The sequence below is a fragment of the Nitrosovibrio sp. Nv6 genome, from assembly GCF_900110495.1.
Lineage (GTDB): Bacteria > Pseudomonadota > Gammaproteobacteria > Burkholderiales > Nitrosomonadaceae > Nitrosospira.
The window spans coordinates 370,437-390,007 of record NZ_FODX01000001.1; the positions used below are offsets into that span (position 1 = coordinate 370,437).

Below are 19,571 nucleotides of genomic sequence, written 5' to 3' on the forward strand. Positions count from 1 at the left end.
TCATTTCAGTTTTGTCCAGTACCTTCGGGCGTCTTGTTTTCCGGGTCCAGCTCGGGAGGTACCGCCAGCGTATCCGGCAGCCGAGGGATCTTGCCGCCTGGTTCACCGTGTTCACGATAACGGCGTAGTTGGTAAACGTAGGCCAGTACCTCCGCCACGGCGTTATACAAGGGTTGAGGAATCTCATCCCCCAGCTCGGCGTGTTGATACAGGGCGCGAGCAAGCGGCGGCGCTTCCAGCAACGGCACTTGATGCTGCTGCCCTACTTCGCGGATTTTCAGCGCCAGAAGATGCGTACCCTTGGCAACAACACGCGGCGCGCGCATCTTGCCCTCTTCGTACTTGAGTGCAACCGCGTAGTGAGTCGGATTGGTCACGATCACGTCGGCCTTGGGGATTTCAGCCATCATGCGTTTTCTTGCCATGGCGCGCTGCTGCGAGCGGATGCGGGCTTTGACGTGCGGATCGCCTTCGGTTTCCTTGTTTTCCTGGCGCAGCTCCTCTTTGGTCATCTTGAGCTTGCGATAATGATCCCAGAGCCTGAACGGCACATCGACCGCCGCGATCAGCACCATGGTTCCCGCGATGGCAAGAAAACTCATGACGATAAGCTCGGCTATATGGCCTGCGCTCGCCGTGAGCGGCGCCGAAATCAGCGACAGCACCGCTTCCTTGTGATGCCAGATCGTCCAGGCACCCATCGAGCCGATCAGCGAGGCCTTGAGAAGAGCCTTGGCCAATTCGACCAGGCTGTTCCATGAGAACATGCGAGCCATGCCCTTTAACGGATTTAGCCGATTGAAGTCGGGGGTGAGCGACTTCCAGGTAAAAAGCCAGCCGGAAAGCAGCATGGGGGCGCTTAGCGCCGCCACGAACATCAGGATCAGGAAAGGAGCGAAGGTAAGCAGGGCGTGGGAGGACAGGTCGAACAGACGTTCTGTGAGCAGGCTGGAATCGAAGCCCACCTCTCGGGATAGTTTCATCCCGTCCTTCATCAGATGGGTGAGCTGGCGGCTGAGATGACCGCCCATCAGCCACAGGCCTGTGCCCGCGGCGATCAGGACTACAAATGTGGATAGTTCCGCGGAGCGCGGCACTTGCCCCTCATCGCGGGATTTCTCCAGCCGTCTCGGCGACGCGGGTTCCGTTTTTTCCAGATCGCTGTCTTCGCTCACTGCTGACCCCTGAAAACACATCGATAATCAAGCACACGCAATTATCGAGTGGTTCAGGGATAGATCATCACGGGAAAAGAGTGAAATTCCTCCCGCAATTCTGCCTTAAGAATAGATAGGCTGCCAGTAGCTATAGCTATGGCTATGGCTATGGCTATGGCTATGGCTATGGCTATGGTGTCGGTGGATGCGACGTCGGCAACTGTATGGTGCGATGGGGTGCCTGCCTGCGCTCAGGAATCTCTCGGCCTCAGGGCTTGCGAATCCACGATGGTGCCGTTATTGATATTTTTCGTTTCGCCGCCCTCGCTACTCAACGCTGCCGCAGCCCTTTTGCTCATTACAATAATACTGATACGGCGATTGACGGGATTCGTGGGGTCATCCCTGTCGAAAAGCGCAGCTGAACTTAAACCAACCACCCGCATGATCTTTTGTTCGTTCATGCCGCCCATGATGAGCTGACGCCGCGAGGCGTTGGCGCGGTCGGCCGACAGCTCCCAATTGCTGTAATGCTTCTCACCGCTCGCATAGGGCGTGGCGTCGGTGTGGCCCGCAAGGCTCACTTTGTTTGGCATCTCATTCAGCACGCCGCCGAGCTTTTGCAGGATCTCCCTGGTATGGGGTTCCAATTCGGCGCTGGCCAGCGCAAACATTGGACGGTTCTGATCATCAACGATCTGGATGCGCAGCCCTTCAGTCGTAATGTCCAGCAGTAATTGCTTCTTGAACTGGCGCATGGTTGCGTTGGATTCAATCAACCGTTCCAGCCGTTTCTTCAAATCTTCGAGCCTGAGGGCATCGAGACGCTCCAGCTCGGCATGCGCGACCTTGAGGTTGAAGGATTTTCTGGAAGTTTCCCCCTCATATTTTCTGACGTATCCATCGTGCTCCGTCAGATCTTTCCCACCGCCCTGAATCAGGCTCGATCCATTGTGGGTGCCGTTACCATTCTTTGACAAGGCCTGCGGCGGGGGCTGAAAGTAACCGGAGATACTCTGCAATTCCGCTCTGCTGGAGGAACTGAGCAACCACATGAGCAGGAAGAATGCCATCATTGCGGTAACAAAGTCCGCGTAGGCGATTTTCCACTGGCCGCCATGGGGACGGCCACGCTTCCTGATTCTCTTGATTACAATGGGTCGATGTTGGGCGGCCATGTCAGCTCCTGTTATTTATTGCTTCTGGCCTGTCTGACACAATCTTCCAGCTCGCTGAAACTGGGCCGCTCAGTCGAGTACAGTACCTTGCGGCCAAACTCAACCGCCAGCGCTGGTGCGTAACCATTAATACTCGAGAGCAGGGTAACCCTGATGCACTGCAAGACCTTGGTGGATTCCCCGAGCTTCTGCTCCAGCACGGCGGCAAGCGGCCCCACAAAACCGTAGCCAAGCAGGATGCCGAGAAAGGTACCCACAAGCGCCTGGGCAATAAGCACGCCCAGCTCGGCCGGTGGAAGGCCCACCGACGCCATGGTATGCACTACTCCCATCACTGCCGCAACGATGCCGAAGGCCGGCATGCTGTCGGCCAGCTTGGCGATGCAGTGCACCGGTATTTCACCCTCCTGATGATGGGTCTCGATCTCATTATCCATCAGGTTCTCAAGCTCGAACGCGTTGAGATTGCCGCCCACCATCAGGCGCAGATAGTCGGTCATGAATTCAACCACCTGATGATCCGACAGTATGTTGGGATAATTCGCAAAAATTGCGCTCTCATAAGGATTATCCACATCATGTTCTATCGACATCAACCCTTCCTTGCGCGCTCGTGCCAGAAGGTCGTAGAGCAGCGCCATGAGATCCATGTACATGGCTTTGGTGTACTTGGGACGAGCCATGATTTTCGGCAGCGCCTTCAGTGTGGCTTTCTGCGCCTTGCCTGTATTGCCAAGCACGAAGGCGCCTAATGCGGCGCCGCCGATTATCAGCAGTTCCAGCGGTTGAAACAGCGCCCCCAGATGACCTCCGGCTAGTGCGAAGCCACCGAATACCGACCCGAAGACAACAAGCGATCCGATTATGATTAGCATATTTTCCGATACTTCCTCATCCGTCCCACACGAACTGTTGCGCCAATTGCACAACCCGTACCTTGATCGGCCTTGCCCCGGGGTTTCTACATTTTCAGACGGCGCAACTTGTCAACGATAGGACACGGAGCAAAGGCGATTGCAGTGAAATACTCATCTGTGTAACGGCCGGATTCAGGCAAACTTTAAAGAAAGAACTTGGCGGAAAAGACGAGCAAAGATTGGAAAAATGCTAATTGCAGGAAGAAAGAAACAGGCTCCCAGCCGGGAGGACCAGAGAGCCTTTGGTGTTAGACTGCTACAGCGGTGAACGTGATTGTTCTGGGTTTGTTGGGTTTGTTGGTTTTGCCGGCTCGTGACGGAGTGTGGCACAACCCGCATACGTAGCCGTTATAAAGATCGTCGACGTGTACCACAAAGTGTCCGCCACACCGGGTGCAAGGTGCGGTCTGCAGAATCTTTCCCTCGAAGAAGCGCACCAGTGTCCAGGCGCGAGTCAGACTCAACACCGGCTCCATCTGGCACATCTGGCAATGCTCCAGGTAGAGCTTGTAGGTCTTGACAATGGCTTTCATACCACGGCAATCCGCATGCGTGATCAGATAGCGGTAAATATCCGCAAATACCGACGAATGAACATTGGGCTGCCAGGTCAAAAACCAGTCGGCGGAAAACGGCAACATCCCTTTGGGAGGGGAAACGCCTCTCAGTTCCTTGTACAGCTTGATAAGGCGCTCACGGCTCAGGCTGGTTTCACTTTCCAGCAGCTGCATGCGCGCACCCAAGCCAATCATTTCGATTGCCTCCTGAATCTCTCTGGCTTCCGATACTACACTCTTCTTGCGCATGATGATTGCACCTCGTTGTCCGGTAATTCAGGAATCCCCAAAATGGGTCAGGAAATTTCTTCGGCTGGCTGACCCGCTAACAGGATAGTCGCATGGGACTGGGCCATCGTCTTTTCTTTACTGTAATTGGCGAGCATACCGAATATCAGATTGTCATCGAAACGTATGCGGCACAGCATCATATTGGAGTTTGACAGCTTGAGGATCTGGGCAGGCGACAGAACCTCGAGTACTTCAGCGATATCCTTGCTAATCCCAAGTCTGAAAATAGCCATGTCCTTGTCAGCTAGAACCATCTGTTGGGCCAGCATCAGGTAGGTCAGGTTGAGTTCCTTGATTTCGTTAGTCAGCTCGTTCGCTTTCATCTTGATCTCCCTTTATGGAATGCATGCATTGTGCGCATTCACAAAGCGTCAAGAAATTGGAATCCTTCGTATTCCCGCGTAGGAAATGATTGAGTTTCCGTGTAGGAAAATTTCCTACACGGATTATTCGAAGAGTCGAGGAGATAGGATCATATCCTGCGGAGGCTGGCCAGAGACAGTCCGGAATCTCTGGGCGGCGATGTTAATGTTTCGCCTCTTGTTAACGGCCGTTGTCCGGGAAACTTGAAATGCAGGCCAAAATATTCTGCCTTGCTACCGTATGAAAGGAAACTCACCCTCGGGGCGTCGAAGGTAGTGTAAGACAGACTGCCGGTCGTTCATTTATAATCTTTTGTGATCTTTTTTTGAAAAGTAATTCATCGTTAACAAATGTCCTGATTTACTTCTCTTCGGAAGTTTTCCCAGCTGTAGCAATCATTTGAGCTTTGCGCACAACCTCTACAGAAAATCCATATCACATAAAAGTAGCGTGATTGCTCCCAAACCTCCTTCGCTGGATTAAAGATGGCAGGTCGTCATTTCACTAATATGCGAATCGCTGATTTCTGGAGGCGGAGGATAAGTATCCACAAACAGAACTCTTTTTTTGAACGTGCTCCCTCGCGACCGACCGTTGCCGCTATAACATTTGCAGTCTTCATGTCACTCACGCTGGCTAGCTGGTGGGTAGTCAAGGCGCTTCAGGAGCGAAATGCGAATGACAGGTTCAATGAGGTCCTCACTGATGCTACAGCCGAAATCAAGCATCACTTTTCTGGATATGAACAGGTGTTGAAGGGCGGTCTGGGGTTGTTGCGTGCCGCCGATCCAGTTTCAAGAGATGAATGGCGCACATATGTGGACGCCCTACGGATAGACGACAGTTATCCGGGAATCCATGGCGTGGGTTTCGCAAAATATATTCGTCCATCGGAACTCGCAGTCCATATTGATGCGGTGCGGACCCAAGGGTTCTCCGATTATAAAGTCTGGCCGGAGTCCCCACGTGAAGAGTACACGGCCATCATTTATCTCGAACCATTTGCCGGAAGCAATCTGCGCGCTTTTGGATATGACATGTACTCCGAGTCTGTCCGGCGCGCAGCCATGTCCCGGGCGCGGGATACCGGCGAAGCCGCCCTCTCGGGCAAGGTAAAGCTTGTTCAGGAAACCAGCGAGGATATTCAGGCGGGTGTTCTGATGTATCTCCCGTACTATAAGCTTGCAAAACTCCCCGAAACGATGGAAGAAAAACGTTCATCCCTTGCGGGTTATGTTTATGCGCCCTTCAGGATGAACGATTTCATCCGGACCATTCTTCGTGCCGAGCTTGATATTCTCGATTTGAAGATTTTTGACGGCAAAGTAATGACGGAGAGCTCTCTTCTTTTCGACAGCAACGAAAATCAATCTGAACAGATGGCGGCCCCTCAATTCAGGCGGGCAATACCGATAACTGTTTACGGACAGACCTGGACTATAGAGGCCACCTCACGCCCTGCATTCGAAAAAGCCATAAGCAGTTATGAAGCCCTCCTCGTCTTGTTTGTCGGAATTCTCGCAAGCATTCTGACCGCCATGGTTTCATTTGTCCTTTCCATAAATAAGGAAAAGGCTCTTGCCCTGGGACGAATAAACAAAAAATTGCTGTCGGCTATAGAGGAACAACAGGCCGCAACACTTGAACTTTCTAACTCGAAGCTCCGAACGGAAAGAATACTGGAAAGCATAACCGATGCTTTTTGCGCAACCGATCGGGAATGGCGCTTTACCTATGTGAACAAGGAAGCAGAAAATCTGTTACGGCGAGGCCGCACCGATCTTCTGGGCCGGGTATTCTGGGAAGAATTTGGTGAGACGGTAGGAAGTACATTTGATCGCGAATTTCATCAAGCCCTGGCCGAAAACGTCACGGCAACCTTTGAAGATTTTTACGCACCACTCGGTAAATGGTTTGAGGTCCACGCCTACCCTTCGGAAGAAGGTTTGGCTATCTATTTTCGTGACATTACCGCGCGAAAGCAGGCTGAACAGGCGCGCCAGGAAGCCGATGTCCGCATTCGCGAGCAGGCATCCCTGCTTGACAAGGCAACGGACGCTATTATTGTACGTGGAATCGATCATCGCATCCGGTTTTGGAACCAGGGGGCTCAACGGCTTTACGGATGGACGTCAGAAGAGGTAATCGGTGAGTCAATAGCGGTATTGTATGAAGATATCGCAGCCTTCCGTGAAGCGACGGAACTAGTGTTGAACGTTGGAGAATGGCGGGGAGAAATTGCACAGCGGCGCAAGGATGGTAGCGCTTTGATGACGGAAGCCCATTGGACGCTGGTCAGAAATGATGAGGGGCAGCCCCAGTCGATCTTCGCGATCAATACCGACATCACGCAACGCAAGATGGCGGAAAACGAAATTCAGTATCTCGCTTTCTACGATTCCCTGACCGGCTTACCCAACAGGCAACTCCTGCTGGACCGGCTGCGGCAGGCGCTGTCGGTGAGTGCACGTAACAGGCGCATGGGTGCATTGCTGTTTATCGACCTGGACAATTTCAAATTGCTCAACGATACCCTTGGCCATGACTTTGGCGACCTGCTATTACAGCAGGTAGCCCCTCGCCTGATCTCTTGTGTCCGGGAAAGCGATACTGTAGCCCGTCTGGGAGGAGACGAGTTCGTGATTGTACTGGTGGCTGAATTTAGCGAAGATCATGACGATGCCGTTACTCAGATAAAGACCATTTGTGAGAGGATCCTTGTTGCCTTCAATCAGCCTTTCAATTTGGGAATTTATAAGCACCACACTACGCCGAGCATCGGCATCGCGCTATTCAGTGATCAGTCCCACACAACGGATGAACTGCTGAAACATGCAGATCTGGCGATGTATCAGGCAAAAGCATCGGGGCGCAATGCCATGTGTTTCTTCGACCCGGATATGCAGGACGCAATGAATGCGCGCGTTGTTCTGAAATCGGATTTACACGAAAGCTGGGAGAGAAACGAGTTTGTTCTCCACTATCAACCCCAGGTTGATAGCAATGGCGTAACAGGTGCCGAAGCATTGATAAGATGGGAGCATCCGCGGCGCGGTCTATTGGCTCCAGCTGAATTCATTCCGCAAACGGAGGAAACCGGTCTGATTCTTCCCTTGGGCAGTTGGGTGCTGGAAGCTGCGTGTATCCAACTGGCGGCTTGGTCGACACGGCCGGAGACAGCTGGACTCAATATGGCCGTAAATGTCAGCCCGCGCCAATTTTGTCAGCCGGATTTCGTGGAACTCGTAGTCTCGACGCTCGACCGAACCGGCGCCGATGCGAGTAAGCTCAAGCTTGAGCTTACGGAGAGCGTACTGGTACACAACATGGATGACACGGTTGCGAAAATGGCGGCGCTGAAAGCTATAGGTGTAGGTTTTGCCCTGGATGACTTTGGCATTGGCTATTCCTCACTGTATTATCTCAAACGCCTCCCGCTGGACTGGGTAAAGATCGACCAGTCTTTCGTCAGAGACGTACTGACCGACACCAACAACGCGACCATTGTCCGTGCCATTCTGCTTCTCGCGAAAAGTATGGGGCTAGCCGTGATCGCCGAGGGAGTGGAAACCGGAGCACAAAGGGACTTTCTCGCCAAACATGGCTGCAGCGCGTATCAAGGCTATCTGTTCAGCCCGCCGCTGCCGCTGGATCAATTCGAGGAATTTATATCTGGGAGAGATGGGCACTAGCAGTAGCGGGACCGCGAGTACTATGAGCTGGGTTTTGAAGGAAACTTGCAGTAGCCGGAATACAACATGCGGGTCGTTTGGCGAATACTGTCCACTCGGGCTTGCTCATCTTTGGTATAACGTCCATTCCCCGTCCATAAGGACGCGCAACATTTCACCCATCCCCATTAGATAATGCTTTCGATTTTGGCTCTAACCATCAAGAAAACCATCTCGCTGTTCGTGCTGATGGGACCTGTTTCCATGATCCCGGTTTTTCTCGCTGCTACGGAGGGTTTTGACCTACGCAGCAAGGGCCGGTTTGCCAGGACTATCGGCGTGAGCGTTACTGTGGCATTACTGGCGGCAACATTTCTGGGGATGCCTATTTTAAGGTTGCTAGGCGTATCGCTGGGCGCGATGCAGGTCGGTGGAGGAATTATTGTCTTGTTGCTGGCAATAGCAATGGTTCTGGGGAAGGAATCAACCTTCAAGGGGTCGCCCGGTTCCGCTAATGAAGGCGGCGTTCGGGAAGCCGCAATCGTTCCTCTGGCTGTGCCACTACTGGCTGGCCCGGCGGCATTCAGCTACGTAATGGCAAACAGCGCATGGCATACCTATTCCGATTTGATTCATGTGGTGGCGCCTATCCTTATCGTAGGTATTGTCTGCTGGATAACTTTTTATATGGCTTGCCACGCGGAAAAGAAGATTCGGCAATCCACCTTGGATGTCGTACAGCGCGTTGGGGGATTTATTCTTGCGGCGATAGCCGTAGAGATGATGGCCACTGGATTACGCGGACTGTTTCCGATGCTTGCTCCAGTATAGTGTCAAAATTCTTATTTGAGTAAGACTGGATAACCAGGGCGGATCGAGAACGGAGGGCACCGCCACCAGTAATTCGTGGCAAAAAGAAATGGTGCTTATTAATAGTTCATATGACCCCTAAAGAAGAACAGTGATTCCTGCTGGTTAAGCATTGGCGTCATTGTCTCGGCAACCACCTTTAGTATATTCTTTTTAACGAACCGTAATAGTTTTTGGTCAGTGCCCTTGTACCCCACCGCATTAAATCAGAAAACTTTCGCTTGGGGATTCTTGAGTTAACTCTTAATTTGTTGGTGCCCGGAGCCGGAATCGAACCGGCATGGGCGATTAAGCCCGAGGGATTTTAAGTCCCTTGTGTCTACCAATTTCACCATCCGGGCGATTGATCTGAACGCGTCAATTGTAACCCGAAGTAAAAAAGCGCGATATATGTTCAGGGATTCGTGATTCGAGCATTTCCGAATGATGTTTGAATAAGTCTTATGCCCGCAAGCACTGAATGACTCAGATTTGATTAGCGAAAAGAAGTGAGTATGGTACAGGTTAGCTATGGTGTAACTTGAGAAGAGACCGAGCAACCGCGGACGAGTGCGGAATCAGCTGTTAAGAACGGCATAAAAAAAAGGGGCCCAAGGGGCCCCTAGCCGAATACAGTTCCTGCGTCAAACACGACGGCGGCGGGCCATCACACTTATCAATGCAAGACCGGCCAGCAGCATTGCATAGGTTTCGGGCTCGGGTATTGGCGCCAGGAAACCGCGGATCTCGCCTCCGGGAAACTCGGAGGAGTGAATATTCGCGTAAGCGCTGCCGCTATTTATCCCTGCTACAAGTGCATCGAATGCGCCATCGATAGTTCCCCCATTGGCTGTGATGAACGCTGGATTGTAACTTGACGCCTGTGTCATATCAAACGTGTGATCGTAATCCCCCGCCGTCACGCCGGAGGGAAAACCGGTGAACGTAGGCGTCGTGGTTGCCACACCTGCGAGACCCGCATTTGGTGCGGTCGTACAGCAATGAATGTGTGAAGCTGTAACGCCTTCCACGAGACCACTGAAATTCTCCTGAACACGCATTGTACCCAGATCAGGATCGATGGTGACCGTTGCCGCACCGGTACCGGGAGACGTATTCGGCGGTTCCTCATTGGGACCGCTGAGCACGGCTGTATAAATTGACTCATCAGCGGCGGCAGGCATGGCGACGGCTGCAGCAAAAAGGCATCCTGCAATCAAGATATTGAGTTTCATGATAACTACCCTCCTTTAAGTTGAACTTCCGCACTACATATGTAAGGAACACGGCAAACGTTATCGAGCGGCCTGGATCAGGAATCCAAAGGCGCTAACTAAATATAGTACATATTGACACTGGTCTTTCAATAGGCCATCTGGTTGCAGCATGGGTGTGATTGGGGAACTGTTAACTACAACCCTGTTCAGCTCGCAAGTGGATTTGGGGGTTAAGGCTATTCTGCTCGCCAGATATTAAATTTTTCAGCTCTGCCTCCACCTGCTTATTCCAGACAACGGAATCAAGTTTGTAAATTAAATGAAAAGATGTTTTTCACTTGCGGTTCATACAGGTAATATGCATAACCTCTGGGTGTACACCGCAAATTAAGGCGCTTTCCTTTTGAATATTCAGGTCAACATGCTTAGAAACCTGACCATCAAGTCTCGCTTGATCTTCACCTTGTCCTTCCTGGTGGCCTTTCTATTGGGAATGGGAATGATCGGTTTGTTCGGAATGAGCAGCGCGATAGAAGGGTTGAAGACGGTTTATCATGATCGAGCCATCCCGCTCAGTCAGGTCGGGTATATCGAATCGCTCTTGCTACAAAATCGCCTCGCTATCACATCGGCTCTCGTTATGCCGACGCCCGAGATCATCAAGACAAAAACAGCGCTGGTCGAGAAGAATACCGCGGAAATTACGAAAACCTGGGAAGGTTACATAACCACCCACCTGACCCCCGTAGAAAGAAAACTGGCGTCGAAGTTTGCTGGTGACCATAGAAAATACGTGACCGAGGGCCTGGTTCCGGCAGTAAGCGCTTTACGTGCGAATAAAATCGGGGAGGCAAACCGTATTCTTGTGGAAAAAATTCGGCCACTCTATGCACCGGTCGGCGAAAGCATTGATGCTCTTGTTTTGTTGCAAGTCGATGAGGCCAAGAGAGAATATGATCAGGAACAAGAACACTATAATACCGTCCGCAATATTCTCCTTGCTTCGATAATCATTGCCTTGGTCCTGGCGGCGCTATTCAGCCTCGTGTTCATTCGTGTCATTTTTCGGCCACTCGAGGAGGTAGTGAAGATTGCCCGCAGTGTTGCCGCGGGTAATTTGAGACAGGAAATCGAAGTCCAGTCGAACGATGAGATTGGGCAACTCATGCAAGCCTTGAAGGAAATGCGGGATAGCCTGGTCGATACCATCGCCCAGGTTCGGGAAAGTGAAGCGCGTACCGGAGCCTTGGTGAGCAATCTTATTGACGGTGTTGTCTCGGTCAATGAACAGGGCGTGATTGAAACCTTCAATCCTGCTGCCGAGCGGATTTTTGGTTACCCGGAGAACGAGATTATCGGGCAAAATATCGGTCTTCTGTTCCCGGAACTGGAGCAAGGAAAAGGCCAGCGCGCCGACTATTTCAAAAATTATCTGGAAACGGAAGGGTCCAAAGCGCTGGGGGTAGTTACGGAGGTCGTAGGGCTGCGCAAGAGCGGTGCAACGTTTCCGCTGGACGTGGCGGTCGTCGAGATAGGCGACAGGGATGATCGAATGTTCGTCGTCATCTTCCGCGACATCAGTCCACGCAAGGCGGCGGAAGAGCAGAAAGCGAACTTGATGGCTGATCTGGAAAGCGCCAATGAGGAACTGAAAAGTTTTGCCTACGTAGTATCTCATGATTTAAAAGCGCCGCTGCGAGCCATCGGCGCATTGGCGGATTGGCTTTCCACCGACTATGCGGAAAAATTCGATGACGAAGGCAAGGAACATATGCGCCTCCTTGTCAGCAGAGTGCACCGCATGGGAAATTTGATCGATGGTATTTTGCAATACTCGCGGGTGGGCCGAGTAAGAGAGGCGCCGGTGGCAGTGGATGTCGGTGAGGTAGTACAGGATGTGATTGATCTCCTCGCCCCGTCGCCGAATGTTACCATTACTGTTGAGGATCCATTGCCGACCGTGGTCGTAGAGCCAACCCGTATCCAGCAGATTTTTCAAAACCTGCTTTCCAACGCCATTAAATACATGAATAAACCTGAGAGTGTGATCCGGATTACCTGTACGGCAGAGGGCGAGCATTGGAAGTTTGGCGTAACCGATAACGGACCCGGTATTGAATCACGCCATTTCGAAAGGATCTTTCAGCTATTCCAGACACTCGCGCCCCGCGATCGAATAGAAAGCACAGGTGTCGGTCTGGCTCTGGTGAAAAAAATTGTGGAAATGTATGGCGGCCATATCTGGATCGAGTCCACAATCGGTGAAGGTAGTACATTTTTCTTCACTCTACCTGCAGCAATCGCTAATAAATAAAGGAGAAGCAACATGAAAATTACCAATAAACCCATTCTCCTGGTCGAAGACGATCAAGTGGATACCATGACCGTAATACGCGCTCTCAAGGAGATCCACGTAACGAATCCGCTCGTGCATCTGGAAAACGGGGAGGAAGCAATACATTATCTTCGGGAACCAAAAAGCGACAAGCCCTGCATAATCCTGCTGGACCTGAACATGCCCATCATGAACGGGATTGAATTTCTGCAGGTGGTAAAGCATGATGACCAGTTAAAGCGTATTCCGGTAGTTGTATTGACTACATCGGAGGAGCAGCAGGACAAGGTAAACAGCTTTAATATGGGGGTTGCCGGATACATGGCAAAACCGGTCGATTACCGGCAATTTGTCGAGGTCATGCGCTCCATTGACGCTTATTGGACCATTAGTGAAATGCCGTAACAAGGACCGAAAAAGGGATACTTCTGAATTCTTATCGTCAATTAGCTCTGCTATGACCAAACCACTGATTCGCGTACTCCTCGTTGAAGACGACGCCGTGGACCGCATGGCCTGTCGACGCGCCCTTGCGCGGAATGTGGACTACGAATTCGCGCTTTCCGAAGCAGAATCTGGTCATGAGGGGCTGCAACTCGCCCACGAGCAAAAACCGGATTGTGTTTTGCTTGATTACCACTTGCCGGACCTGAATGGCTTGGAGTTTCTGGCTGCGTTAACCGATGATACAGGCGATGTGTCCATCCCCGTCATGATGCTGACTGGCACTGACAACGCTACTATCGCTGTAGAGGCGATGAAGCGTGGCGCCAGGGATTATCTCATCAAAGATATGGAACACCAGTATCTTGAGTTACTGCCTGCCGTCATCCAGCGCGTGCTGAGCGAACGGCGAATGCTGACCGAAAAGAAGCTTGCGGAAGATAAACTGGCCCAGGCCGAGGCCAAATACCGTTCGCTGGTCGAGACAATCCCGGCGATCGTTTACATCGCCACGCTGGATGGTACCAATCGCTTCCTCTACGTCAGCACCCGGATCGAAACGCTCGGGTTTCCTCCAGAGGACTGGCTCAATGATCCCGACATTCTTCTTTCCCGGATTCACCCGGACGATCGGCCGCGCGCACTGGAGGAACGTGCCAAAAGCCGCGCTACCGGCGCCCCCCTGCGCTGCGAATACCGCCTGATTTCCCATAATGGAACAGTTTTGTGGTTTCGCGATGAAGCGAGCGTGGTACGGGACGAGTCAGGACGTTCCCTCTTCCTGCAAGGCATTCTGGTCGACATTACCGAAAGCAAACAGGCGGAAGCGGAGTTGCGGGAACACCGGTATCGCCTGGAGGAACTCGTGGCAAAACGCACGGATGAGCTGGCCAAGGTGAATGCGGAATTGCGGCGTGACATCGCTGAGCGGAAGCTGATTGAGGAAGAGCTGACCAAGGCCAAGACGGATGCTGAAAAAGCGAATCTCGCAAAATCGGATTTCCTTTCCAGCATGAGCCACGAGTTGCGTTCGCCACTCAACGTCATGCTTGGTTTTGCCCAGCTATTGGAATCCAGTTCACCAACGCCAACGTTCACCCAAAAGACGATGCTCAAGGAGATCAATGTCGCAGGATGGTATCTGCTGGAGCTGATCAATAAAATACTTGATCTCGCCACAATCGAATCAGGCAAGCTCGTTGTTTCTCAGGAACCGATGTGCATAGCGGAAGCCATGGCTGAGTCGCGGACCATGATTGAACCGCAGGCCCAGGAGCGCGGCATACAGCTGATCTTTCCGCCGCCGGATGTGCATTTTTTTGTGAAAGCGGATCGGACGCGGGTGAAGCAGGTTCTGATTAATCTACTGTCGAATGCGATCAAATACAACCGCGAGGGAGGTACCGTTGAAGTGACTTGCAACGTGACGGCTCCAGAGCGTATTCGCGTCAGTATCAGGGATACGGGAACAGGACTCCCACCGGAAAAACTGACGCAGCTTTTTCAGCAATTCAACCGGCTCGGCCAGGAGACCGGCTCCGTTGAAGGTACGGGCATCGGCTTGGTAGTGACAAAGCAATTGGTCGAATTGATGGGAGGTGAAATCGGCGTGGAAAGCACGGTCGGGGAAGGCAGTGTGTTCTGGTTCGAACTGATCGCTGACAATGCCCCCAGACCTGCAACGAGAGGAAGTAAAAGCGAGGAGCTTGGCGCCGAAGGTTAAATCGGCGCACAATGCCATATAGAACCATCTAATCCACGTAGAACCATCTAATCCACGGGCGTCTCGCTTGCTCGAAGGCGGAATCGTGCTTCCCACGCTGGCCAGCGTATCGTATCCAATAAATCGCGCTTAATGCAGTAATCAGCAATACACCGCATACATCTGCGGAACTCGCTCATGTTTCGGTGATAGCGGGCATCTATTTGCGTTCCGCCTCGTGCACCTTGCGTAAGTGGGTAGACAATTACATCCCAGTAGAACACGGTATCTCTCCAGCGTCCTCCCATTGCTGCACCAGTCAGTCGAGGCGTCGCCAAACTATTGTGTCCGTCGATGGAAAGTATTGTGACAAGAGCCATCACCGATGGATCTGCACTTCTTGGCTCGCGCAGGCGGGTTCGAGCCTGTGTAACGTTATCGTTAGCTGATAAACACGCTATGCAAGTTGCCGCTTTGATGAAAACCTGTGATTCCGAATCTTTACCGATAACTGGCGGTCTTCAACTATCGAGACTAAACTAGTTAAACCAGCGCCTTTTCCTTTATGCGTTTTTTTTAACATATTTATCTAGCGTTGATCCTTAAACGCATCAAATTTCATGGCCTGGGCCATTACCGGTATGAAAGATGATACGAAAAATGCCACGCATCCTGCGGAGCAGGCTGGAAAATCCATAGAAGCCTTGCGTAAAGCGGCTACGAGTTGCCGCGCCTGCCCACTCTGGGAGAATGCGACGCAAACGGTGTTTGGCGAAGGCCCCTCGCCTGCGCCAGTAATGCTCGTCGGCGAGCAACCCGGCGACCGGGAAGATCTGACAGGCCATCCATTTGTCGGTCCCGCAGGCCAACTTCTGGCACGAGCGCTAACAGCAGCCGACATCCCACGTGAAGAAGTTTATGTCACCAATGCGGTCAAGCACTTCAAATTCGAAATTCGCGGCAAGCGCCGCATGCACAAAAAACCTGTCGATTCGGAGATCGCGGCATGCTACGACTGGCTAAGGCGTGAAATTGAACTGGTTACCCCACGGCTCCTGATTGCACTGGGCGCGACAGCCGCGCGCTCACTGCTGGGCCGCGCAACGCCGATTACGGTGAACCGGGGGAAATTGCGTGAGTATGCGTCGGGCGTATCGTTACTGATAACAGTCCATCCCTCATTCCTGCTGCGCGTGCCGGACCGAGACAAGGATGATGAATATGACCGCTTTGTGAACGATCTCAAGCTGGCAAGGGCCTTTCTGGCCTAATGTTCTCGCCAGCGTCCCTACTGGCAGATTGGATCCAGACTGCCGATACCGAGATTTTTTCAAGGCCCCTCATCTATCTTGAACCGCCATATTTTTTGCCTTCGAATTTTCCTTGATACAGGAGACGTAAATGAAACGGAAGAATCTGCGATTCGAAAGTGGATTTCGCGTGGTCCTTGGCAACAACGGCTCGCAGGCAGCGGAAATGGTTTTACCGCCGGGTAGCGCAGAAGGCGGTCCCGAAAACCGCCATCGCGGCGCCGATCAATGGCTTTATGTGCTTTCGGGAACGGGTATTGCGACGGTAAACGGTAAGCGCTATCGGCTGGGCGAGGGCTCCCTCATGCTTATCGAACGCGGCGACCAGCATGAAATACGCAACACCGGCGATGACCTGCTCCGCACACTTAATTTCTACGTACCCCCGGCATATACCAGCGACGGAGAACAGCTGCCGCGCGGACGGAGCCAGGCGTGAGCAAAACGTTCATCGGAATTTCAGGCTGGCGCTATCCGCCTTGGCGCGGCGTCTTCTACCCTCCCGGCCTGCCGCAGAATCATGAGCTGCAATATGCTTCTCGAGCATTGCCGACAATAGAGATAAACGGCACCTTTTACTCCCTTCAGAAACCAGAGAGTTTTCAACGCTGGTACGACGATACACCGCCTGGCTTCATTTTCAGCATCAAGGGAACCCGTTTTATAACGCATATAAAACGCCTGCGCGACGTTGAAAAACCACTCGCCAATTTTTTCGCCTCAGGCTTATTTAACCTGCGAGAAAAACTTGGCCCCATCCTGTGGCAATTTCCCCCAAGCTTTCGCTACGACTTTGAAAGGATGAAGTATTTCTTCGAGCTTTTGCCGCGCGATACTCAACAGGCGCTGAGCCTTGCTCGTCGGCGGGAGCACCGCATGAATGGCCGGGCACGGCTGGCGATCGATGCCAAGCGGGTGCTCCGTCATGCTGTGGAGATACGGCACGAGAGTTTCATTGACGGATCTTTCGTCGAACTGCTGCGCGACCACAACATTGCATTGGTTATCGCCGATACCGCCAGAAAATGGCCTTACCGCGAAGATGTTACGGCAGATTTTCTCTATCTCCGCTTGCATGGCGACCAGGAAATTTATGCAAGCGGTTACACGGATGAGGCGTTGACACGCTGGGGAGCACGAATTCGTGCCTGGCGAAAAGGCTTGCAGCCACACGATGCGCATCTTATCTCAGCTCACTCTCCGCTAAAACAATGCCCCCGCGATGTCTATTGCTACTTCGATAACGATGTCAAAGTGAGAGCGCCGTTTGACGCCCAACATCTGATTGGGAAACTATAGTCAGGAAGTTGTCCAGATAAGGCTCATTCCTGTCACTGAATGTTTCTGAGCCGCTTCCGCAGCCGAAATCCTTGCTCTGCCGATCCTTGTCCAGAAGCTGTTGTTCAAAAAAAGTGAGAATCCCCCCTTTTTCTTGATACGGGACCTCTAGCAGCCTGTCGGACTTAAAGGAAATCGGCTGCAAAAGCGTCTGGCTGGTCCATATTTCGCCGCTTTTTCGGCCAATAGAATAACTATTGGCCTTCAAAATCCTCAAAATCTGCCCTCACCCAGTCACTTTTTCGCTTCGATTCTTCAAGCCCGACAGGCTGCTAGCGATTTTTATGGTTTTGACTGTCGGGCCTTTGCATGCGACTCCGATGCTCCACGCTGGGTTGAAGACGACGAATAATCATCACGCGGTCCGATTTTCCCACGAGCCTCCCCTCCTTTTCGGCCAGCTTTGCGAGCCTCTTCAGAATCAAACTCGTGTGCCGTTCCCTTCTCATGCGCGGCCTTGCCGCCTTTCCTGCCGGCTTCGCGAGCTTCTTCCGAATCAAACTGGTGTGCTGTGCCTTTCGCATGGGCTGCCTTCCCGCCCTGGCTCGCGATTTCCCGCTGTTTACCTTCATCCATGGAAGCAAACCCCCGTTTGCCCTGTCCACTACTCCGGGCATCGCCATTTTTTTCTCTATTTGAAGCCATGTTAAATCTCCTGTCATGGATAATTCAGTTTTTCCCGGCGACACGCAATCTTGGAAGCATCATTTGATGTCTTCAGGATTCTTATCTCCACTTATTAGAGTTAAAACCAGAGAATGAGGGCATCCTAAATGCCAAAATCACTTTGCTCTGTTCGAAAGCATACATAGCCATAGATAGCTTATAGGCTCCTGTAGTAGCCCCCATTCGCACAACCGGAAAATTAACAAGGCAATATAGTCATGTCTAAAAGCTGATGCAAAGCTCACGGGAGGAATGTGGGTTGGCGAACAGAACTCCAACAGCTTTCAGGGTTATTTTCCTGCTAACGCATACATATTCGTTATGCATTTGTAAGGAAGCGATTTGCTGCTGACTGCAAATCATTCAACCCATCCCCCACTATTGGAGATAACCATGCCAACCACCCAAAGCACCACAACACGAAAAACCACAGCACATAGAACTACGACTAGCAAATCCAAAAACGACGCCATTAAATTGTTGACGGCCGACCATGCCAAGGTAAAAAAGATGTTCAAGGAATTCGAGAAGCTATGCAAAAAGAACGATGAAGAAGGTAAAGAAGAGCTCGCGGTACAGATTTGCAAGGAACTTACCGTACACGCACAACTTGAGGAGGAAATATTCTACCCTGCCGCACGTGAAGCTATCGATGACGACGATCTGATGAATGAGGCAGCGGTCGAGCACACGGCAGCCAAGGATTTGATTGCACAAATCCAGTCGATGGACGTATCAGATCCCATGTATAACGCAACGGTAACTGTTCTGGGCGAATATGTTAATCATCATGTAGAAGAAGAGCAGAATGTAATATTTCCCAAGGTGCAGAAAGCAAAAATGGACCTTGAAGAAATTGGCTCTCAAATAGTGGAACGTAAAGAGGTTTTGATGGAAGAATGATAATCTGAACAGGGCCCGAAAACTTTGGGCCCTGCAGATCAGGCCGTGCGGACTGATATCGATGAGGTAATCAAGGATGGCGAGCCAGGAAAACTCGCTCGCCACCACTCATACTGAACCACTAGCTGTTTTTATGGCTTTGGCTGCCAGCTTTGCCCCGGGTTGAAGAGGATGATTTATCATCGTACGAACCGCCTCCACGGGATTCTCCGCCTTTCCGGCCGGCTTCCCGAGCCTCTTTCGAATTGAACTCGTGCGCAGTACCTTTTTCATGAGCCGCCTTGCCACCTTTGCGGCCGGCTCGGCGAGCCTCCTCGGCACTGAACTCATGGGCTGTGCCTTTTTCATGAGCGGCTTTGCCGCCTTTACTCCCGGCTTCGCGAGCCTCCTGCGAATTAAACTCATGCGCGGTACCCTTCTCATGAGCCGCCTTGCCGCCTTTACTGGCTATCTCGCGTTGCTTATGTTCATCCATTGAAGCAAAGCCGCGTTTGTCGCCCCTGCTGCGGTCATCTCTATCTAAATCCATATCGAGTCTCCTGATATCCAAAATTTCGAAAATTTCCCTGCGACTTGCATCAATTATGATGCGCTTGGGGTTTTTATCTCTATTTATTAGGATTGAAAACCAGAGAATGACCGCATCCTAATTGGCAAAATTACTTTACTCCGT

Annotated in this window: 18 protein-coding genes and 1 tRNA gene; 9 read left to right on the forward strand and 10 right to left on the reverse strand. The window is 51.8% G+C overall.

Annotated features, from left to right (window positions below; translation table 11 throughout):
- Nucleotides 1–5: 5 nt before the first annotated feature.
- The 5 genes from flhB to flhD form a co-directional block, all read right to left on the reverse strand.
- Nucleotides 6–1,175, reverse strand: coding sequence for a flagellar biosynthesis protein FlhB (gene flhB / locus BMX66_RS01830; protein ID WP_090879699.1), 1,170 nt, complete (start codon nt 1,173–1,175; stop codon nt 6–8).
- 233 nt (nt 1,176–1,408) lie between these two features.
- Nucleotides 1,409–2,335: a flagellar motor protein MotB gene (gene motB, locus BMX66_RS01835; protein WP_090877812.1), complete on the reverse strand. Its 927-nt coding sequence runs from the start codon at nt 2,333–2,335 to the stop codon at nt 1,409–1,411.
- Between the two features lie 11 nt (nt 2,336–2,346).
- Entirely contained in the window at nt 2,347–3,210 is an 864-nt protein-coding gene (gene motA / locus BMX66_RS01840; protein WP_090877814.1) for a flagellar motor stator protein MotA, read from the reverse strand.
- 290 nt (nt 3,211–3,500) lie between these two features.
- Nucleotides 3,501–4,058, reverse strand: a complete 558-nt coding sequence (flhC, locus tag BMX66_RS01845) for a flagellar transcriptional regulator FlhC (RefSeq protein WP_090877817.1) — start codon at nt 4,056–4,058, stop codon at nt 3,501–3,503.
- 47 nt (nt 4,059–4,105) lie between these two features.
- Complete coding sequence (gene flhD, locus BMX66_RS01850) at nt 4,106–4,423, reverse strand: flagellar transcriptional regulator FlhD (RefSeq protein ID WP_090877819.1); 318 nt, start codon at nt 4,421–4,423, stop codon at nt 4,106–4,108.
- A 660-nt stretch (nt 4,424–5,083) separates the two neighbouring features.
- Here flhD and BMX66_RS01855 point away from each other — a divergent pair.
- Together BMX66_RS01855 and BMX66_RS01860 are read left to right on the forward strand one after the other, a co-directional pair.
- On the forward strand, nt 5,084–8,155 hold the full coding sequence (locus BMX66_RS01855) for a bifunctional diguanylate cyclase/phosphodiesterase (RefSeq protein ID WP_255398758.1): 3,072 nt from the start codon (nt 5,084–5,086) through the stop codon (nt 8,153–8,155).
- Between the two features lie 174 nt (nt 8,156–8,329).
- Complete coding sequence (locus tag BMX66_RS01860; protein WP_090877823.1) at nt 8,330–8,965, forward strand: MarC family protein; 636 nt, start codon at nt 8,330–8,332, stop codon at nt 8,963–8,965.
- A gap of 291 nt (nt 8,966–9,256) precedes the next feature.
- Here BMX66_RS01860 and BMX66_RS01865 read toward each other — a convergent pair.
- Together BMX66_RS01865 and BMX66_RS15900 are read right to left on the reverse strand one after the other, a co-directional pair.
- Nucleotides 9,257–9,345 (reverse strand) — tRNA-Leu (locus BMX66_RS01865).
- 282 nt (nt 9,346–9,627) lie between these two features.
- The gene (locus BMX66_RS15900) at nt 9,628–10,218 is read right to left on the reverse strand and encodes a CHRD domain-containing protein (protein ID WP_090877824.1); all 591 of its coding nucleotides are present in this window, start codon (nt 10,216–10,218) and stop codon (nt 9,628–9,630) included.
- 403 nt (nt 10,219–10,621) lie between these two features.
- Here BMX66_RS15900 and BMX66_RS01875 point away from each other — a divergent pair, with 403 nt between their 5' ends.
- From BMX66_RS01875 to BMX66_RS01885, 3 genes are read left to right on the forward strand one after another with little or no spacing between them, the layout of a single operon-like run.
- Nucleotides 10,622–12,514: a Tar ligand binding domain-containing protein gene (locus BMX66_RS01875; protein ID WP_090877826.1), complete on the forward strand. Its 1,893-nt coding sequence runs from the start codon at nt 10,622–10,624 to the stop codon at nt 12,512–12,514.
- Nucleotides 12,515–12,526: 12 nt separating this feature from the next.
- The gene (locus BMX66_RS01880) at nt 12,527–12,940 is read left to right on the forward strand and encodes a response regulator (RefSeq protein ID WP_090877828.1); all 414 of its coding nucleotides are present in this window, start codon (nt 12,527–12,529) and stop codon (nt 12,938–12,940) included.
- Nucleotides 12,941–12,992: 52 nt separating this feature from the next.
- Nucleotides 12,993–14,702 (forward strand): sensor histidine kinase, encoded by a 1,710-nt coding sequence (locus tag BMX66_RS01885; protein ID WP_090877830.1) that lies wholly within the window; start codon nt 12,993–12,995, stop codon nt 14,700–14,702.
- 47 nt (nt 14,703–14,749) lie between these two features.
- Here the strand turns inward: BMX66_RS01885 and BMX66_RS15250 are convergent, their stop codons facing one another.
- On the reverse strand, nt 14,750–15,061 hold the full coding sequence (locus tag BMX66_RS15250) for a hypothetical protein (protein WP_143058176.1): 312 nt from the start codon (nt 15,059–15,061) through the stop codon (nt 14,750–14,752).
- Nucleotides 15,062–15,301: 240 nt separating this feature from the next.
- Between BMX66_RS15250 and BMX66_RS01890 the strand changes: the two genes are divergently transcribed.
- The 3 genes from BMX66_RS01890 to BMX66_RS01900 all read left to right on the forward strand — a co-directional run bounded on the left by BMX66_RS01890 (nt 15,302) and on the right by BMX66_RS01900 (nt 17,290).
- Entirely contained in the window at nt 15,302–15,952 is a 651-nt protein-coding gene (locus BMX66_RS01890; protein WP_090877832.1) for a UdgX family uracil-DNA binding protein, read from the forward strand.
- A 130-nt stretch (nt 15,953–16,082) separates the two neighbouring features.
- Nucleotides 16,083–16,430, forward strand: a complete 348-nt coding sequence (locus tag BMX66_RS01895; RefSeq protein ID WP_090877834.1) for a cupin domain-containing protein — start codon at nt 16,083–16,085, stop codon at nt 16,428–16,430.
- Complete coding sequence (locus tag BMX66_RS01900; RefSeq protein WP_090877836.1) at nt 16,427–17,290, forward strand: DUF72 domain-containing protein; 864 nt, start codon at nt 16,427–16,429, stop codon at nt 17,288–17,290. Before BMX66_RS01895 ends, BMX66_RS01900 begins: the two co-directional genes overlap by 4 nt.
- 321 nt (nt 17,291–17,611) lie before the next feature.
- Here the strand turns inward: BMX66_RS01900 and BMX66_RS01905 are convergent, their stop codons facing one another.
- Nucleotides 17,612–17,974, reverse strand: coding sequence for a KGG domain-containing protein (locus BMX66_RS01905; protein ID WP_090877839.1), 363 nt, complete (start codon nt 17,972–17,974; stop codon nt 17,612–17,614).
- Nucleotides 17,975–18,388: 414 nt separating this feature from the next.
- Between BMX66_RS01905 and BMX66_RS01910 the strand changes: the two genes are divergently transcribed.
- Nucleotides 18,389–18,898: a hemerythrin domain-containing protein gene (locus BMX66_RS01910; RefSeq protein WP_177168717.1), complete on the forward strand. Its 510-nt coding sequence runs from the start codon at nt 18,389–18,391 to the stop codon at nt 18,896–18,898.
- A 121-nt stretch (nt 18,899–19,019) separates the two neighbouring features.
- Here the strand turns inward: BMX66_RS01910 and BMX66_RS01915 are convergent, their stop codons facing one another.
- Nucleotides 19,020–19,427, reverse strand: coding sequence for a KGG domain-containing protein (locus tag BMX66_RS01915; protein ID WP_090877842.1), 408 nt, complete (start codon nt 19,425–19,427; stop codon nt 19,020–19,022).
- Nucleotides 19,428–19,571: the final 144 nt, after the last annotated feature.

What these genes read in the sequence shown, in the direction of transcription:
- motB (WP_090877812.1), bottom strand. Translation starts at nt 2,335, where the DNA reads ATGGCCGCCCAACATCGACCCATTGTAATCAAGAGAATCAGGAAGCGT.
- motA (WP_090877814.1), bottom strand. Translation starts at nt 3,210, where the DNA reads ATGCTAATCATAATCGGATCGCTTGTTGTCTTCGGGTCGGTATTCGGT.
- flhC (WP_090877817.1), bottom strand. Translation starts at nt 4,058, where the DNA reads ATGCGCAAGAAGAGTGTAGTATCGGAAGCCAGAGAGATTCAGGAGGCA.
- flhD (WP_090877819.1), bottom strand. Translation starts at nt 4,423, where the DNA reads ATGAAAGCGAACGAGCTGACTAACGAAATCAAGGAACTCAACCTGACC.
- BMX66_RS01855 (WP_255398758.1), top strand. Translation starts at nt 5,084, where the DNA reads ATGTCACTCACGCTGGCTAGCTGGTGGGTAGTCAAGGCGCTTCAGGAG.
- BMX66_RS01860 (WP_090877823.1), top strand. Translation starts at nt 8,330, where the DNA reads ATGCTTTCGATTTTGGCTCTAACCATCAAGAAAACCATCTCGCTGTTC.
- BMX66_RS15900 (WP_090877824.1), bottom strand. Translation starts at nt 10,218, where the DNA reads ATGAAACTCAATATCTTGATTGCAGGATGCCTTTTTGCTGCAGCCGTC.
- BMX66_RS01875 (WP_090877826.1), top strand. Translation starts at nt 10,622, where the DNA reads ATGCTTAGAAACCTGACCATCAAGTCTCGCTTGATCTTCACCTTGTCC.
- BMX66_RS01880 (WP_090877828.1), top strand. Translation starts at nt 12,527, where the DNA reads ATGAAAATTACCAATAAACCCATTCTCCTGGTCGAAGACGATCAAGTG.
- BMX66_RS01885 (WP_090877830.1), top strand. Translation starts at nt 12,993, where the DNA reads ATGACCAAACCACTGATTCGCGTACTCCTCGTTGAAGACGACGCCGTG.
- BMX66_RS15250 (WP_143058176.1), bottom strand. Translation starts at nt 15,061, where the DNA reads ATGGCTCTTGTCACAATACTTTCCATCGACGGACACAATAGTTTGGCG.
- BMX66_RS01890 (WP_090877832.1), top strand. Translation starts at nt 15,302, where the DNA reads ATGGCCTGGGCCATTACCGGTATGAAAGATGATACGAAAAATGCCACG.
- BMX66_RS01895 (WP_090877834.1), top strand. Translation starts at nt 16,083, where the DNA reads ATGAAACGGAAGAATCTGCGATTCGAAAGTGGATTTCGCGTGGTCCTT.
- BMX66_RS01905 (WP_090877839.1), bottom strand. Translation starts at nt 17,974, where the DNA reads ATGGCTTCAAATAGAGAAAAAAATGGCGATGCCCGGAGTAGTGGACAG.
- BMX66_RS01910 (WP_177168717.1), top strand. Translation starts at nt 18,389, where the DNA reads ATGCCAACCACCCAAAGCACCACAACACGAAAAACCACAGCACATAGA.
- BMX66_RS01915 (WP_090877842.1), bottom strand. Translation starts at nt 19,427, where the DNA reads ATGGATTTAGATAGAGATGACCGCAGCAGGGGCGACAAACGCGGCTTT.